Origin of the sequence: Paenibacillus sp. NRS-1781 (assembly GCF_050467745.1) — a bacterium.
In the GTDB taxonomy this organism is placed as follows: domain Bacteria; phylum Bacillota; class Bacilli; order Paenibacillales; family Paenibacillaceae; genus Paenibacillus; species Paenibacillus terrae_A.
In genome coordinates this window covers 63,766-80,998 of record NZ_JBITPI010000027.1, presented here as the reverse complement: position 1 = coordinate 80,998, position 17,233 = coordinate 63,766, and the positions used below count along the sequence as shown (strand labels likewise).

The following is a 17,233-nucleotide window of genomic DNA, read 5'->3' as shown; positions in this document are numbered from 1 at the left end:
TTTTGTTTTTACAAAGCTGTTTGCAACCCATTCTCCAGAACACGGACCAATTGGCCTTCACTTTCATTAACGCCCGCCTTCGTCAGCTTCACGCGGCACACCTTGCCAACCAGATCCTTGTTACCTTCAAACACCAGTTGAATGTAATTGTCACTGTAACCGTGAAGCATGCCGCTATCTTCGGTCCCTTTCGGCGCAACTTCCGGAATAACCTCCAGCACCTGACCGACAAACTTTTCTGCATAAGCCAACTGCATTTGCTCTGACAGTTCAATCAGCTCATGCACACGTGCATTTTTCACGTCCTCATCCACCTGATCCTCCATACGCGCCGCAGGCGTACCACTGCGCTTGGAATAAGGGAACACATGCATTTCCGAGAAGCCGATCTTTTTCATCAGTTCATAGCCGTTGCGGAACATTTCGTCCGTTTCCCCAGGAAAGCCAACAATAACGTCTGTCGTAATCGCCACATCCGGCATCGCCTTGCGAATCATAAGCATTTTATTGTAAAACTCTTCTGTTGTGTATTTGCGGCGCATCCGTTTCAACACAGTGTCGTCTCCCGCCTGAAGCGGTATGTGAAAATGACGCACCAGCTTGGTGGAACGATTCAGCACATCGAGCATTTTTTCATCTATCTGGCTGGCTTCAATCGAGCTGATACGGATACGCGCCAGCCCTTCCACCTTCTCCAGATCCCACAGCAGATCGGACAGATCATAATTGTCCATGTCGTCACCATAACCGCCTGTATGAATGCCTGTGAGCACAATTTCCTTGTAGCCCGCATGAACCAGTTGACGCGCCTGAGCCATAATGCTTGCGGCATCGCGGCTGCGGGACAGACCACGCGACCACGGAATGATGCAGAAGGTGCAGAAATTGTTGCAGCCGTCCTGAATTTTTAAAAACGCACGTGTGTGGTTAGCAAAATCAGGTACGTCCATTTCCTCGAACACACGCGTTTTCATAATGTTGCGCACAGCGTTCACAGGTTGACGCGACTCCTGAATCTCCTGAACAAACGGAATAATTTTGTCGCGATCCTGTGTACCAATCACAAGATCGACACCGGGAATATCCATAATTTCGGCAGGAGAAGTCTGGGCGTAACAGCCCGTCACTGCCACAATGGCATCTGGGTTCCGACGAATCGCACGGCGAATGATCTGACGACTCTTTTTATCGCCGGTATTCGTAACGGTGCACGTATTAATAAGGTAGACGTCAGCTGTCTGCTCATCAAAATCTACCTGCTCATAGCCTTCATTTTTGAACAGCTGCCAAATCGCTTCTGTATCATAAAAGTTTACCTTACAACCCAATGTGTAAAATGCCACTGACGGCATATTAAACCCCTCCCATTTCTCCTGACTCATATAAAATGCAAGCCAATGCAGCCATACCTGCGGTTTCCGCACGCAAAATGCGTCTTCCCAACCCCGTAGACTGCGCCCCGGCCTGCTCGGCCTCCAGGCTCTCCGATTCGCTGAAGCCGCCTTCCGGCCCCACTACCAGCAGAACACGTGGCTTGTCCATCGACGTCCATTGTCCTGCCAAAGGCTGAATCACGTCCCGTAGCTGCCGCCCCTGCTCTTTTTCAAAACAATAGCATATCAAATCATACTGCGAAAAAGAAGCCAGCAGCTCCTTCCACGTCATCGGCGCGCTAATTTCCGGAATCCGGTTACGGTGGCTTTGCTCAGCCGCTTCCTTCACAATCTTGCGCCAGCGCTCCAGCCGCTTGCCTTCCTTTTTGGCATCATACTGCACGACCGTACGCTCGGACAAAAACGGTACAAACCCCGCTGCTCCGATTTCTGTACATTTTTGCATAACGGTCTCCATCTTGTCTCCCTTGGGAAGACTTTGGGCAATGGTGACCTGCACATGTGGTTCGGAGGTCATCTCCAGCGGCTCGACGATCGTCGCCGTCACACGATCCTGTTCTATCGTATCCAGCGCAGCCAACGCTTCCCTCGATACCCCATCGCTGACTATAATTTTGTCACCGCTACGACCGCGCATGACCTTGGCAATATGTCGCGCATCCTCACCTGCCACGATCACATGGTCTTCCAGAAACTGCTCTGCCGGAATAAAATAACGCTGCATTGTCTCTCACACCTATTCTGAAAATAACTGTTATCCATTGGGTTCTGTACAATATCCGAATAAATCACCAAGCACCATCATATCATCTTTTGCGCCCGGATGACCAGTATGTTGCTGCTCCAATTGTTATACTACCGTCCATACCCGCAAAAAAGGAGCCGTTAGGCTCCAAATAATCCGATGATGTAAAAAGCGAACTGCAAAAACTGTACATAAATCGTCTGGGATAGCACATACAGCGGCTCAATCGTCACCGCCCGCACCTGCGGGATAACAAGGATCAACAGAAAAATAAAGATGGACCACTGCTCAAAATGCTGAAGTTTGCGGCGCAACGGTGTAGGGGCCACATCCTCCACAATCCGGTAACCATCCAACGGTGGCAGCGGAATTAAATTAAAAATAAACAAAAACAGATTCAAACTAATCAGTGAATTGATAAACAAGTTGATGGCCTGAGCCACCCGCTGATTCTCGATATTCGGCAGCACCTGAAAATGAAGCAGCACCGCATAAATCAGGGTAGCCACAAAGGCAAGCAGCAAATTGCTCAGCGGCCCAGCGGCAGACACGACAATCCCCATAGAACGTGGACGACTGAAATTGTCGCGATTGACCGGAACCGGTTTGGCCCAGCCAAAGCCCCCGATCAGCAGCAGCAACATACCCATCAGATCAATATGCACTGCCGGATTTAAAGTCACGCGTCCCAGCAGCTTGGCTGTAGGGTCACCGAATTTATTGGCATAATACGCATGCGCAAATTCATGCACCGTAAAAGAAATGATCAGAGCCAGCAAGTAAAAAGGAAGAACCTCTAACTTCACACGAAAAATATTTTGTAAAAAATCCATAGTTACCTCTTTCTCGCCACAAACGCCAGCCAATCCTCATCCCGGCACGTTTCGGCAATGTCGAAGCCCGCCGCCTTCAATGCGTTTTCGACAACCTCTTCTTTGTTCTTCCAAATCCCTGAAGCGATATAAATACCACCTGGCTCCAGAGCCTTGTACACATCCTCAATAAACAGCAAAATAATTTCCGCCAGAATATTAGCAACCACCAGCTTGACTGGCAACTGGATACCCAGCGTCGGATCGCTCGCATTCAGCACGGACAGCAGATCGCTCTCTTTAATGGTAATGCGATCCTCCAACCCATTCAGATGGGTATTTTCCCGCGCACTGGATACCGCTACGGGATCAAGGTCCAGAGCCAGTACATGCTTCGCTCCCAGTTGCACGGCTCCAATCGCCAAAATGCCGGAGCCTGTGCCCACATCAATGACTTCCTCTCCACCCTTAATCACAGACTCCAACGCTCTCAGACAAAGTGATGTGGTGGGATGCGTTCCGGTGCCAAAGGCCATGCCGGGGTCCAGCTCAATAATTTTTTCATCTTCACTGGCAGGCTCATAGGCTTCCCAAGTCGGTTTGATCGTTAGACGATTCGACACACGCAATGGCTTGAAATATTGCTTCCAGGCATTCGCCCAGTCATCCTCATTGACCGTTTTCAGCTCATACCGAACCTCGCCAGGGTCAATATCGAATGTTCTCAATTCTTCGACGCGTGGCTCAATTTGCGAGCGGATGCTGTCCATCTCAACTTCTTCGGCAAAATAACCCTTGATGGTCGCTTGTCCTTCAGGAATGTCATTCAAGGGCCGATCATACCACTGTCCGTAGGACGTATCGCGTGGTTTGTTCAGCGAACCGGATTCTTCAATGGAAACCCCTCCCGCACCTGCTTCGTGCAGAAAATTCGAAATCATTTCGACGGCTTCTTCGGTTGTATGTATTGTAATTTCATGCCACAACATGGTTTTCATTTCCTCCTCATTTCACATGCATACTCTATATTGTACTATATACATGCATAGGAGTTCAAAAAAGATAGTACCATCGAAGTGCAAAATGTTTTGTAGAACTTGTGCATGTTGCCCACTCTTTTAGTCCAAGCCTCCTTAACTCTAGTACATACAATATAGTATATTCTAAGAAGGAGTGACTTATAATGGCCAAAACCGTTTTGGATTATAATGCTGCTGTCATCACACCTATTACCAATGGGATTAGTCTTCCGGTTCCTATTTCTCCAGCCGGACTAGGGATTGCTACTGCTTCCGTATTTATTGATCCGACTATTCCTGGAGCTGTTAACAATCGGGTAGAATTAAAGGCATCCATAGGCTTGCGTTTTGTTGGTGCGGGCAATATTAGAACACTTGTACGTATATGGAGAGCTGGCAAGGAAATTTATTACGGACTACAGACTAATCTGTTTGACGACAACATTATCATTAATGTCGAAACGGTAGATGTTGCACCTCTGGGCGTGCAAAACTATCAACTGATTATTGAAAATCAAACGCCTGCGACTACTGCTTTCGTCTCCGGTCCCCTTGTTTTTAGCGCAACAGCCTATAGCGGATAATTAAATAGACAAGAGGATGAAACACAAATAAGACGGGCAATCCCACAAATCATATTTAATGATAGGGATGACCCGTCTTATTGAATTCTACTCGCTGTCGTTTATGATGCGCTCTTGACGACGATCAGCTACTTCACCGCGCCGGATCGCTTCCAAATCTTGAGCATCTGCCTGCTCTGCCGAGAATTCAACATCCTCATTTTTAGCAGATTGTGCACGCTTGATTTTCTCGGTTTTGGTCAGCACTTTATCGAACCGTTTGTTTGTGGGCATCTGTCACAGCTCCTTCCAACGTTTTCATAGCATACCACCCGCTTGTTCCACAATAGACATCGCCTGATGATGAATGGATTCATCCACCACAGCGGTTAACAATATATCGCGGCCTGTCGGCCCACCTTGCCCGCCGTCACTCATGCCGCTGGCAGATGGATCAGCCGCAGCCAGTATCGCTGGAGTTGCATCCGTAAACTCCACTCCCTGCGTCAGTGAGGACAAGCTGGTAATTTGCCCCGCAAATACAGGTAATCCAGCGTTGCCCATAGACTGTCGGGGATAGCGGCTAAATCGGTCTATAGATACATCTGCTGCCCGGAGAGCTTCCAGCTTTCTAGCTGCTCCTTGTGCTTCCTCGGGGCTTTTGAAATAGGCCAAAATATTTTTTTCACTCATCCCCAAAACTCCCTGTGTGGTATTGAGCGCAACCTCCTGTTCAAGAACATAGACAGTTGCGCTTTGCTATATCCTGCTCATTGGCGCGGATTTATATTCCCCACAAAGGCTGAACGGAACAAACAACACCGGTTTAGTATGCTGAAACGGTTGGAAAGTAGTTTGTGAAGACTATAGCTTTTGCGGGTGCAATGCAGCGGCAGGAGCTTTACCTGCCTTGGCTACTCCTGTCTCCCACGCAGCGCGAATGACAGCATCACGAACCTTAGAGACCACCTTCGGATTAAACACATTAGGTATGATATAAGTTTCACTTAGCTCCTCAGGACTGATCGCATCAGCAATAGCAAGCCCGGCAGCCAGCTTCATTTCCTCATTAATTGTCGAGGCATGACAATCCAACGCCCCCCGAAAAATTCCCGGAAAGCACAGCACATTGTTAATCTGATTAGGATAATCAGAGCGGCCCGTAGCCAGAACACGCACATAAGGGACTGCTAAGGCTGGGTCAATCTCCGGCTTCGGATTCGCCATGGCGAAGACGATAGAATCAGCAGCCATGCTCTGAATATCCTGCACACCCAGTAAATCCGGGCCTGACAGACCGATGAACACATCGGCCCCTATAATCACCTCGGATAAACTGCCACTCAAATTGTACGGATTGGTCATGCTCGCATACTCCGTCCAATGTGGATTGCTATATTCCACGCCACGATGAATGGCTCCCTGTCGATCAACGCCGATCAGATTGCGTACACCCGCCTTGAGCAACATCCGAGAGCAAGCCGTACCCGCCGCACCGATACCTGCAAATACGACTTTGACATCCTCTATTTTTTTGCCACATACCTTCAATGCATTCACCAGACCTGCTAACACGACGACGGCCGTACCATGCTGATCATCATGAAATACCGGAATGTCCAGCTCCTCTTTTAATCGTCTCTCAATCTCAAAGCAGCGCGGTGAAGAGATATCCTCCAAATTAATACCACCAAAGGCAGGGGCAATCATTTTGACAATTTGAACAATTTCATCAGGGTCCTTCGTATTAAGGCAGATTGGAAATGCGTCTACACCTGCAAATTGTTTGAACAGAACCGCCTTACCTTCCATCACAGGCATAGCCGCCTCTGGTCCGATATCTCCCAATCCTAGCACCGCTGTTCCGTCCGATACGACCGCCACTGTATTTTTTTTGATCGTTAATTGATACGCTTTAGCTGGATCATTTGCAATTTCCATACATATTTCAGCTACGCCGGGGGTATAAATCTTGGATAGCTCCTCCATGCTTGCAATCGGCTGCTTCGGTTGGGTCTCCATTTTACCGCCCTCATGTAATTGTCTGATCTCTTCTGTTAAACTACTCATGCTTCTCTCCATCCCTTCATGTCTGTATTTTTTTCTGTACATTTGTTATAGATTATCAGGCTTTGGTATAGACTTTCAGCTCCATAAATTGAGTAACAAGGTTGCTAAAATGACTGTGGCTGCCCCGCCAATGCGTGTTGCTATTTGCGCAAAAGGCATCAACTCCATACGATTCGATGCAGACAGGATCGCTACATCCCCCGTACCGCCCAATCCGCCACGACAACTGGTCACCAACGCAGCTTCCACCGGGTACATGTTAATCCATTTTCCTGTGAAGTATCCAGCAACAATCAATGCAACCACAACGGATGCACAGGTTATGGCATAAGGAATTGTCAGAATTCCGACCACGCTATCCAAAGGCACATACAAAATACCCAATCCCACCATCAACGGCCATGTCAGACTTGCCGCAATACATTTGTACAAATGAAAAGCTCCCTGCTCTATCTGGGCCGGCATCGCTTGAATACACTTCATTAAGGCCGCAGCCAGAATCATCAGAATCGGGCCAGGAATATGAAGATACGGCTCCAGCAGTTTACCTACAATAAAGAAAGTACAGGCTAGCAGCAACCCCCCACCCATCAATGGAAACGAAACAGGTTGTTCCAGACTCGCCGGAGATAATTTTCCCCCTTCTTTATCAAGTTTCAACAACTTCCCGTTACCAGAAGTATGAGGATTTTTATCTGCCATTTTTTTCAAAATACCCGCACCTATGATGGCAACAATATTACCAATGATTGCGGCCGGGATAAACTGGGATACGAATACCGCTGAATCCTTGCCCAGCACCAATCCATACGAAATGGATAATGGTAGAATCCCTTCTCCAATCCCGCCGGAGATAATCGGAATAATGATGTAAAAAAACGTATGATAGGCGCTGTAGCCAAAAGCCATACCCACTACCATACCTACTGCTACCGCTGCAATAGAGCCTATTATAATGGGGGCAAAAATTTTGACAATTCCATTCATCAGCATCTTCCGATCCATACCCAGAATACTTCCGGTGACCAGACAAGCGATATAAAAATAAAGAAAATTCGAGGTTTTCATCAGCATGTGTACAGCCCCCATCGCAGATGGAGGAAACATGTTCCAAAATACCATCAACGATGGAACCATGAGTGACAGAATGGCCGGACCACCAATATGCTTGAGCAGCGGAGTTTTTGCCCCCAGATCACTGAGCAATATGCCTAAAATCATAATAACAGCAAACCCGCCCAGCAGATCGTTCGGAAGTCTCTGTGTAATCGCAGCTGCGTATACAATCAACGCAATCACGACGTAAAGCGGAAGCGGAATAACCCCCACTTTTATCCTGCCCAGCATCCTGATGCCGTCTGCAGGATTTTTACGCCCTTTTTGCCACTTTTGAATGACCGGCTGGTTTGTAGCATTTTCCATAAAGCTCCCTCCTTGTAGTGAAGAATGATGACCATGCTTCCATTCTACACCTCGGAAAACGCTTTATTTGGTTTTAGAACTAATCATTCACTTTTGTAATTAAAGTAATCAAAAAGAGAGCTTAAATATAACCGCCCATGATTTCCTCTGCCTGCGGTAAAATTCGATACTGATAAACAGGTCGTCCAATGGTGCCGTATATGGTTTCCATGGCAAGTGCCTCAATTTCCGTCAAAAAAGCAAGATACTTCCGCATAGATACTCTGGATATCCCTGCACCCTCCGCAATATCCTCGGTGGAAAATAGCATCGCTTCATGCTGCCGGATACAGTTCCATATCATGGCCAGCGTGGATTTGGTTACTCCTTTGGGTAGCCGGGCCAGCTCTTTAGTCGAGCTTTTATGATAAAGCAGCCGATCCAACTCCTCCTGCGAAAGCAAGCTACGCTCACGCACGATACTAACATGCTCCCGATAACCCGTGAGCGCCTCCAGAAAACGGTTAAAGTGAAACGGCTTAATCAAATAATCCACCGCGCCGAAATTCATCGCTTTTTTGATACTGTTCATATCGCTTGCAGCCGAAATCACGATGACATCCACATTGATTCCTGTCTCACGAATAAAAGCCAGCAAATCAAGTCCATTGCTTTTCTGCATATACACATCCAGCAAAATCAGATCAATTGCTTGTTCTTCCAGAAATTCCTTGGCATCTTCCACGGAAGTAGCCCAGCCTCCACATCGAAAGCCCTCCACCTGCTCCGTATATTTGCGGTTAAACTCGGCAACCATCGGATCATCTTCTACAATTAAGACATTAATCATGTTCATCATTCCCCATTATGGTGTATGGAATCTTAATCTGAAAACAGCACCCTTGCTCAGCCGGAATCAGCTTTATGGTTCCTTTTAATCTTTTCACACTTTGCGTTACCAGATAAAGCCCCATTCCCCGTGACTCTCCCTTGGTCGAAAATCCCTTTTCAAATATTGCCTCTACGAGAGGTTCCGGTACACCAGGTCCATTATCACTTATTACACATGTCAGACAGCCGTTCTTCTGATTTTCCTCATAATAAAGCGTCAAGATAATCCGCTTGTGCTCCAAAGATTCCATTGCCTCCACAGCATTATCAAACAGATTCCCCAGAATGGTTATCAGTTCATGAATGGTTTGGGTGCAAGCAGATTCAGGCAAATAGCTGCCCGGAGTCAATTCGAAGCTCACACCCACCTCTCTGGCCCGGCTTAATTTCCCCAAAACAAAGCCCGCCATCACTGGGTCCCTTATCTGCCGGGTAATCGAGCCAATCTCCACTTGGTGATGCTCAACGGCATCCAAGATGTAATGCTCCAGTTTATCGTACATTCGTAAGTGTACCATCCCCATAATGACATGCAGCTTGTTCATAAATTCGTGAGCCTGTGCACGCAGCGCCTCCGTATACAGGGACACTCCAGTTAAACGTTCGGCAAGCTGGTTTACCTCCGTTTTATCCCGAAAAGTTACAATTGCACCCACAATTCCCCCTTTGACCCGGATCGGAACACTGGTGGTGAGCAAGGTTATTCCCCCCAGTTCCATGTCCTCATCCATTCGTGGAGTGCCTGCCGCCAAAACCTCTTGTAATCGAAAAGCGGACAAATAAGCGTTAATCTCCTGCCCTGAAGACGAGATATCCTCAATTCCCGCTTGCCTGAGCAGGCGAATCGCTTCCGCATTCATTAACATAACACGTCCGGATTCATCCACCGCAATGACGCCTTCCTTAATGGATTGCAGCATAGCGTTGCGTTCCTCCAGCAAACGTGCGATTTCCGGTGGCTCCAGACCAAACAGCATATTTTTGATTTTACGGGCCAGCACAACAGCCCCTCCGGCACCGATTAACATTCCTACGCCAATGGCGATAGCAATAAGGCGGTAATTGCCTCCCTGAGCCCTCAGTACATCTTGCATGGATATACCGACGACAATCGCTCCCAGCTGCTTCCCCGTCGAGCTGAATACGGGAGAAAAAGCGCGCATGGACAAGCCCAATGTTCCCTTCGCAACAGATACACTCTCATGACCATGAAGTGCAGTGTATTCATCTCCACCAGCAAAGGCTTTGCCGATCATCCTGGGATCCGGGTGTGTTTTGCGAATGCCCTTCATATCCATAACTACGATAAACTGAACATGATTAGCAGATGAAACCTTCTGCACATACTTCTGCATGGAGGAAGACGAATCAGACTGCTGCAAATGCTTAATAACAAGCGGCGTATGGGAAAGTGTACGTGCGATGGACATCGCTTTTTCCTCCAGTCCCATTTCGGTTTCATGCTCAACTCTCTCGGCAAATAACAAAGTTACAGGCAGGAGCACCAGCGCCATAACCAGACAAACCAGCAACGTAATCAGCCCTCTGAGCTTGAATAGCGACTTCCCCCGACGCTGCCTAGGCTGTGACTCTTTGATAGAACTCACCCTTTCATGCATCATGTTTAAAGCTAAATAGTCCATATGTTTATACAAAAATGGTTATGTATGTGTTTACGTGAATTTGCATAAAAAAAGGGAACTACTCCGCAATGGCGGAACAGTTCCCTCCGATTCATGGTTGATGCTCCGCGAGTCTACCCTGGCTTAGTCGCCTCGGAAGGCGCGCTTCACACGGTCAAAAAAGGATTGCTCATTCTCATGTGTCTGCTCACCACTAAGCGAAGAGAACTGACGCAGCAATTCCTTCTGTTCCTCACTCAGCTTGCTAGGCGTTACCACAACCACCTTAATGTGCTGGTCACCCTGACCTACGCCACGAAGTTTTGGTACACCCTTGCCCTTAAGACGGAAGTATGTTCCTGTTTGTGTACCAGCTGGAACTTTCAGCTTCACTTTCTCGGTCAGCGTCGGAATTTCGACTTCATCTCCCAACGCTGCCTGCGAAAACGTCAGCGGAATTTCACAGTAAATGTCGTCTCCCTCACGCTCAAAGAAGTCATGCGACTTCACACGGAAAACGACATACAGATCACCTGCCGGTCCTCCGTTGACACCGCCTTCGCCTTCACCATTGATACGCATTTGCGCGCCGTCATCCACACCCGCCGGAATGCGGATATGAATTTTACGCTGCTTGCGCACACGGCCAGAACCGCTACAAGTGGTACATTTCTCTTTAATGATTTTACCAGAACCGCCACAGTTCGAGCAGGCGCGACGGTTAACCATTCGGCCAAACGGTGTATTCTGTACCACTTCTTCTTGTCCGCTACCGTGGCAGACGGAACAGGTTTGTGGTTGAGTACCCTTTTTGGCTCCCGTACCGTGACACGTATCGCACGTTTCCGTCCGCTCAATGTTAATGTCGGTTTCCTTGCCGAATACGGCTTCCTTGAATTCGATCGTCATCGTATATTGAAGATCATTGCCACGCTGCGGTGCATTCGGATCACGACGACCGTTACCGCCACCACCAAAAAACATATCAAAAATATCGCCAAATCCGCCACCAAAGTCGGCTCCACCACCGAAGCCGCCTCCCATGCCCTGATTCGGGTCTACATGACCATATTGATCATATCTTGCCCGCTTCTGACCATCACTGAGAATGTCATAAGCCTCTTTCACTTCTTTAAATTTGGTTTCCGCGTCCGCAGCCTTGTTCACGTCCGGATGATACTGACGCGCCAGCTTACGGTAAGCCTTTTTAACATCTTCATCCGAAGCGCCCTTCGCGACGCCCAGCACCTCATAATAATCGCGCTTATCAGCCAATGTTCCACCCCCATGCCTACAACGTGTCTGCACTACATATAAAAGGAAAGTCAAAGGCACGGGATGACCCGGCTTTGACCTTCCCATCATTTCAAGGCAGTACAATCCGTAATATGCTTATTTATTCTGAAAATAACTGATACCCTTCGGCTAATCGTTATTTATCAAGGCAGCTACGCTGCTTCTTTTCATTCAGTATATTATAACGCACCGGTGTACCGTAATGCTACTACCACTACCCGATCCGTAGCTTAGTCTTTCTTCTTGTCTTCGTCAACAACTTCATAGTCCGCGTCAACCACATTATCGCGGCCTTTGCTGTCTGCTGCGCCGTCTTGAGCTTGTTGAGCCTGTGCTTCTTGAGCAGCTTGCTCATACAGCTTCACGGACAACTGCTGAACGATCTCAGTCAGCTCTTCAGTAGCCTTTTTGATGTCTTCCAGGTTGTCAGTTTCCAGCGTTTTTTGCAGATTTTCTTTAGCTGCATTCGCTTTTTCGACTTCGCCTGCATCCGCTTTTTCGCCCAGATCCTTGATCGTTTTGTCTACGGAGTAAATCAGTTGGTCCGCAGAATTTTTCGCTTCTACCAGATCTTTGCGTTTTTTATCTTCTTCCGCATGCAGCTCAGCGTCTTTCATCATACGTTCTACTTCCTCGTCGCTCAAGCCGCTGGAGGATGTGATCGTAATTTTTTGGCTCTTGCCTGTACCTTTATCTGTAGCGGATACGTTCACGATACCGTTGGCATCCAGATCAAAGGTAACCTCGATTTGCGGTACACCGCGTGGTGCTGGAGGAATATCTCCCAGTTGGAAACGGCCCAGCGTTTTGTTGCCTGCTGCCATTTCACGTTCACCCTGCAATACGTGGATTTCCACGCTAGGCTGGTTGTCGGCATACGTCGAGAACACCTGCGATTTGCTCGTAGGGATTGTCGTGTTACGCTCGATCATTTTAGTGAATACGCCACCTGCGGTTTCAATACCGAGGGACAGTGGAGTTACGTCGAGGAGAACGACGTCTTTCACATCACCTGTCAGTACGCCTGCTTGAACTGCGGCACCCAAAGCTACCACTTCATCAGGGTTTACGCCTTTATGAGGGTCTTTGCCTGTCAGTTTCTTAATGGCTTCCTGTACAGCCGGAATACGTGTGGAACCGCCGACCAGAACGATTTTGTCGATGTCGCTGGCACTCATGCCTGAATCTTTCATCGCTTGACGAGTAGGTCCCAAAGTACGTTCTACCAGACCTTCAGACAATTCCTCAAATTTCGCACGAGTCAGGTTCAACTCCAAATGCTGTGGAACGCCGTCAGCTACCGTAATGAACGGCAGGGAAATCGTCGTTGTCAGTATGCCGGACAGCTCTTTTTTCGCTTTTTCCGCCGCATCCTTCAAACGTTGTACAGCTGCTTTATCCTTGCTCAGGTCGATACCTTGATCTTTTTTGAACTCCGTTACGAGGTAATCAATAATCACTTGGTCGAAGTCATCGCCGCCCAGCTTGTTGTCGCCGCTTGTCGCTTTAACTTCGAAGAAACCGTCGCCCAGTTCCAGAATGGATACGTCGAATGTACCGCCACCCAGGTCATAAACAAGAATTGTTTGGTCTTCGGATTTTTCCATACCGTATGCCAGTGCAGCTGCTGTTGGCTCGTTGACAATACGCAGCACTTCCAGACCCGCGATTTTACCTGCATCCTTGGTTGCTTGACGTTGGCTGTCATTGAAGTAAGCTGGAACCGTGATAACGGCTTGAGTTACCGTTTGTCCCAGGTAAGCTTCAGCATCGGATTTCAGCTTTTGCAAAATCATAGCAGAAATTTCTTGTGCGGAGTATTCCTTGCCGTCAATGTTTTCTTTATAGTTTGTACCCATGTGACGCTTGATGGACATAATTGTACGATCCGGGTTTGTGATCGCTTGGCGTTTTGCTGTTTCACCTACAGTACGTTCTCCATCCTTTTTGAAACCAACAACCGAAGGGGTTGTGCGTGCGCCTTCCGGATTTGGAATTACAACGGCTTCGCCGCCCTCCATAACAGCCACACAAGAGTTGGTTGTACCTAAGTCAATACCGATTACTTTACTCATCAGACAATTCCTCCTTCTGTATATACGAGGCCCTCAGGCCGAAATAGTTAAAACCAAAGATGTGTTGCTAATGTATATTAAAAAAGCTACATGCTCACTTTTACCATAGCCGGACGAAGCACCTTGTCCTTCAGCATGTATCCTTTTTGCACCTCTTCAACGACGATGCCTTCCTCATGCTCTTCGATTTCCACCTGCATAATGGCCTGATGGAAATCAGGGTTAAACGGTTGACCCACCGCATTCATGGCCGTTACTCCCTCAGCCTGAAGCACGCTCTCAAACTGACGGAAGATCATCTCCACACCTTTGGTGAATGACTCAGCCTCTCCTTGCGGTGCTGTTGCCAGCGCACGCTCGAAGTTATCCAGAACAGGTACCAATTCGGTAACCAGCTTCATAGATGCATATTTGGCAAGGTCCTCTTTCTCTTTCAGCGTACGACGACGAAAATTATCGAAATCCGCCTGTGCGCGTAAAAACCGCTGTTGGTGCTCTTCCGCCTCCACGCGAAGCTTAGCCAGCTCTGTATCACTCTCTTGGGCTTCCAGTGCTGCCGCTTCGTTCACCGGCTCTTCCTGCTGGCTCGTCTCAGTGGCTTCCTCTGTGCTTACATTTTGTTGTTTTTCTTCTTGGAACGCTTGTTCTTCCTTCAAAATGTTTCACCTCCTTCAAGTCATAACTACCATTACATTCATATTTGTATTCAAACTTGTTTGCTGCACTTCATTTCAAGTTGCTGTTACTTTGCAAAAACACGCAGCAATGCACCCGCGCAGAATACATACCGTATCCCGGCGCGGAACATGTAGAACCGCAACATGTGCAGTCTTATTTTATTTAAACCGCTGCGTAAGCATTGCGGTCAAATCCTTAGACAGGATGCCCAAAATATTGATAACTCTCGCATACTCCATCCGTGTCGGGCCCAGTATACCTATTGTGCCCAACGCTTCGCCATCTACCGCATATGTCGCGGTGATCAGGCTACAATTGGCAAACGCCTCATGATCATTTTCTGTACCGATGCGGACTTGAATTTCGGGCGCTCCGGCGACAGGCGTCATCAGCTTAAGCAGCGTCGGTGTTTCCTCCAGCAGATCGAGAATATGTTTGACCTTTTCAACGTCCTTAAATTCAGGCTGGTTTAGCATGTTCGTCGCACCGCTCAAATACAAGCGCTGATCCGATTCATTATCCAGTGCTTTATCCAGTACTTTCATAGCGTCCTCAAAATGAGATACATGCTTCTCCATTTCCTGACCAAGCGCAGTGTAAAGACGTGATTTCAGCTGATAAATCGGCACGCCGACCAGCTTACTGTTCAGCAAATTCACGACCTTCTCCATCTCAGAAATCGAAATTCCCGGCGGAATATCCACTGTCTTGTTCTCCACCTGACCGGTATTGGTCACGATAATCGCTACAGCCGTCGTTTCGTTGAGTGGCAATAGCTGAAAATGACGCAATGAAGTATGAAAAACCTCCGGCCCAAGCAGGATGGAAGTATAATTGGTCATATGGGACAAAATACCAGATGCATGCTGGATTACTTGTTCCATTGCATTCAGCTTTTCGGCGTAAAAGGCTTTTAGTTCCCGCGTTTCCATAGGCTTCAGCGTATCCAGTGGTACCAAATGGTCCACATAATAGCGGTAGCCTTTATGAGACGGGATGCGTCCCGCAGAAGTATGGGGTTGCTCCAGATAGCCCTGTTCCTCCAAATCCGACATTTCATTACGGATCGTGGCGGGGCTAAATCCGACATCCTGCCTTTTGGATATGCTGCGGGAACCCACTGGCTCAGCCGAACGAATGTAGTCATCAATAATCGCATTCAAAATGAGTCTCTGACGTTCGGTTAACAAGCGAATCCCCCCTTTTGTTTATCCATAATAGCATGATCGTTCAATGGAATCATTAGCACTCGTTCGCGATGAGTGCTAACTGATAATACAAAAATACCAAACCGACCTGATCATTGTCAAGTCAGATCCGTATTTTCAATACCATGATTTCATCACTGAGGACAACAAAACCGTTTTTATAAATCTTTCAAGAAAAATATAGAAAATTCGCTTCTTATTCTCTATAATATATTGAGCTCTACTGTAAAATAAGGAGGAAGCTGGTTGAGAACAAATCGTCGCAGCTTTATCAATGCACTGATTGCGCTCTTGCCTACTCTCTGTATGTTTTACCTTTTGATTGAGTTGTTTCCATACACGGGGTTGGGAAGAGTTATTATGCTACCGTTTATTTTTATGATTAACGCTGCCCTTATTGGTTTGACCGTTTTTTTGATCCGCAAATTTTATAGCGTGTTTTACATTATTTTTTTATTGGTCGTAGTCCTACTTACCCTAAGAATTACTGTTTCCTTGTATCCACAAGAGTTCAGCCCAAGTATCCCCCAGCAAATAAACGATAGTATTGCAGCAATTAACGACTATGGTCAATCACTCCCAGCCGATTTGGAGAAACCCTCCTTTAATACCTACCGAACGGGAGCGAAAGAAAAATATGTGGTAGCCTTGTATAAATACAGACACGATATTCCTCTGGATGGTTCATTTCACCTTTATAATAATGAAAGTGATGAAGATACAATAAGGACACTTGAAGATATACCAGCAAAACTTGACCCTCATCACAAGCTGATGTGGCGGTATCTTGAAAATTCCCAAAAATGAGACAAGCAATTACAGCTTATATCTACCACGAGCAGATACAATCTCGATCCAATAAAAAACGAACTGACCTGATCATTCTCAGGTCAGTTCAGCATTTTCAACACCGCAATTTCATCACAATTGTTTTGTTTACTACAGTTAATGCAATCAGTCCATACCTTCTCAGGGAAAATCTCTTTGTTTACCACATCAAACCCGTTTTTTATAAAAAAGGAGACCTCGTAGGTCAAAGCCATAATTTTAGGGATACGCTGCCGCCGTGCTTCTATAATAAGGCCCTCTACAAGCTTGGAGCCGATGCCCATGCCTTTATGTCCCTCAGAAATACCAAGTGAGCGAATCTCTACCAAATCATCACCCAGTTTGCATAAAGAACCACAACCGACGACTTCGCCGTCCACTTCTGCCACAATAAACAGCTCCAGTTGGCGCATAAGCACTTCCCTTGAACGTGGAAGCATAATTCCCCGCTCCGCATAGCCGCTAATCATTTGGTATAAAGGCTCCACATCCTCAGGAACCGCACTTCTGCACAATACATCTTTACACACTGAAGCCATCTTGCTCTCCTCCTGCCGCTTGCCGCATATAATGAATAAATATACAACATTGCGCATAGAATCGCAATACTTCATTTACCCTGCCGTGACAG

17 protein-coding genes are annotated in these 17,233 nt (G+C 47.3%); 2 read left to right on the top strand and 15 right to left on the bottom strand.

What is annotated here, in order from left to right:
* Positions 1–8: 8 nt before the first annotated feature.
* The 4 genes from mtaB to prmA form a co-directional block, all read right to left on the bottom strand.
* Positions 9–1,352, bottom strand: coding sequence for a tRNA (N(6)-L-threonylcarbamoyladenosine(37)-C(2))-methylthiotransferase MtaB (mtaB, locus tag ACIFO6_RS11585; protein ID WP_430040818.1), 1,344 nt, complete (start codon positions 1,350–1,352; stop codon positions 9–11).
* Position 1,353: 1 nt separating this feature from the next.
* Complete coding sequence (locus ACIFO6_RS11580; RefSeq protein ID WP_430040817.1) at positions 1,354–2,118, bottom strand: 16S rRNA (uracil(1498)-N(3))-methyltransferase; 765 nt, start codon at positions 2,116–2,118, stop codon at positions 1,354–1,356.
* Between the two features lie 161 nt (positions 2,119–2,279).
* Positions 2,280–2,972, bottom strand: coding sequence for a site-2 protease family protein (locus ACIFO6_RS11575; RefSeq protein ID WP_430040816.1), 693 nt, complete (start codon positions 2,970–2,972; stop codon positions 2,280–2,282).
* Positions 2,973–2,974: 2 nt separating this feature from the next.
* Positions 2,975–3,940: a 50S ribosomal protein L11 methyltransferase gene (prmA, locus tag ACIFO6_RS11570; protein WP_430040815.1), complete on the bottom strand. Its 966-nt coding sequence runs from the start codon at positions 3,938–3,940 to the stop codon at positions 2,975–2,977.
* Positions 3,941–4,134: 194 nt separating this feature from the next.
* Between prmA and ACIFO6_RS11565 the strand changes: the two genes are divergently transcribed.
* On the top strand, positions 4,135–4,554 hold the full coding sequence (locus ACIFO6_RS11565) for a hypothetical protein (RefSeq protein ID WP_283652550.1): 420 nt from the start codon (positions 4,135–4,137) through the stop codon (positions 4,552–4,554).
* An 87-nt stretch (positions 4,555–4,641) separates the two neighbouring features.
* Here the strand turns inward: ACIFO6_RS11565 and ACIFO6_RS11560 are convergent, their stop codons facing one another.
* The 10 genes from ACIFO6_RS11560 to hrcA all read right to left on the bottom strand — a co-directional run bounded on the left by ACIFO6_RS11560 (position 4,642) and on the right by hrcA (position 15,756).
* Positions 4,642–4,827: a YfhD family protein gene (locus tag ACIFO6_RS11560; protein ID WP_044645104.1), complete on the bottom strand. Its 186-nt coding sequence runs from the start codon at positions 4,825–4,827 to the stop codon at positions 4,642–4,644.
* A 24-nt stretch (positions 4,828–4,851) separates the two neighbouring features.
* Complete coding sequence (locus ACIFO6_RS11555) at positions 4,852–5,226, bottom strand: hypothetical protein (RefSeq protein WP_430040814.1); 375 nt, start codon at positions 5,224–5,226, stop codon at positions 4,852–4,854.
* A 171-nt stretch (positions 5,227–5,397) separates the two neighbouring features.
* Positions 5,398–6,603 carry an NAD(P)-dependent malic enzyme gene (locus ACIFO6_RS11550; RefSeq protein ID WP_430040813.1) on the bottom strand — a complete coding sequence of 402 codons (1,206 nt, stop codon included), beginning with the start codon at positions 6,601–6,603 and terminating at the stop codon, positions 5,398–5,400.
* Between the two features lie 75 nt (positions 6,604–6,678).
* The gene (locus ACIFO6_RS11545; protein WP_430040812.1) at positions 6,679–8,025 is read right to left on the bottom strand and encodes a 2-hydroxycarboxylate transporter family protein; all 1,347 of its coding nucleotides are present in this window, start codon (positions 8,023–8,025) and stop codon (positions 6,679–6,681) included.
* Between the two features lie 121 nt (positions 8,026–8,146).
* Positions 8,147–8,854, bottom strand: a complete 708-nt coding sequence (gene dcuR / locus ACIFO6_RS11540) for a two-component system response regulator DcuR (protein ID WP_430040811.1) — start codon at positions 8,852–8,854, stop codon at positions 8,147–8,149.
* Positions 8,847–10,517 (bottom strand): DcuS/MalK family sensor histidine kinase, encoded by a 1,671-nt coding sequence (gene dcuS, locus ACIFO6_RS11535; protein WP_430040810.1) that lies wholly within the window; start codon positions 10,515–10,517, stop codon positions 8,847–8,849. The genes dcuR and dcuS overlap by 8 nt, the downstream gene beginning before the upstream one ends.
* A gap of 144 nt (positions 10,518–10,661) precedes the next feature.
* Positions 10,662–11,792 (bottom strand): molecular chaperone DnaJ, encoded by a 1,131-nt coding sequence (gene dnaJ / locus ACIFO6_RS11530; RefSeq protein WP_430040809.1) that lies wholly within the window; start codon positions 11,790–11,792, stop codon positions 10,662–10,664.
* A gap of 251 nt (positions 11,793–12,043) precedes the next feature.
* Positions 12,044–13,888, bottom strand: a complete 1,845-nt coding sequence (dnaK, locus tag ACIFO6_RS11525) for a molecular chaperone DnaK (RefSeq protein WP_430040808.1) — start codon at positions 13,886–13,888, stop codon at positions 12,044–12,046.
* A gap of 86 nt (positions 13,889–13,974) precedes the next feature.
* A complete protein-coding gene (gene grpE / locus ACIFO6_RS11520) occupies positions 13,975–14,544 on the bottom strand; it encodes a nucleotide exchange factor GrpE (RefSeq protein ID WP_430040807.1) in 570 nt (189 codons plus the stop codon).
* Positions 14,545–14,724: 180 nt separating this feature from the next.
* Positions 14,725–15,756, bottom strand: coding sequence for a heat-inducible transcriptional repressor HrcA (gene hrcA, locus ACIFO6_RS11515; protein ID WP_044645111.1), 1,032 nt, complete (start codon positions 15,754–15,756; stop codon positions 14,725–14,727).
* Positions 15,757–16,020: 264 nt separating this feature from the next.
* Between hrcA and ACIFO6_RS11510 the strand changes: the two genes are divergently transcribed.
* Positions 16,021–16,581 carry a hypothetical protein gene (locus ACIFO6_RS11510; protein WP_430040806.1) on the top strand — a complete coding sequence of 187 codons (561 nt, stop codon included), beginning with the start codon at positions 16,021–16,023 and terminating at the stop codon, positions 16,579–16,581.
* An 83-nt stretch (positions 16,582–16,664) separates the two neighbouring features.
* On the opposite strand, the gene ACIFO6_RS11505 is transcribed toward ACIFO6_RS11510, so the two are convergent.
* On the bottom strand, positions 16,665–17,141 hold the full coding sequence (locus tag ACIFO6_RS11505; RefSeq protein ID WP_014282525.1) for an N-acetyltransferase: 477 nt from the start codon (positions 17,139–17,141) through the stop codon (positions 16,665–16,667).
* Positions 17,142–17,233 lie beyond the last annotated feature (92 nt).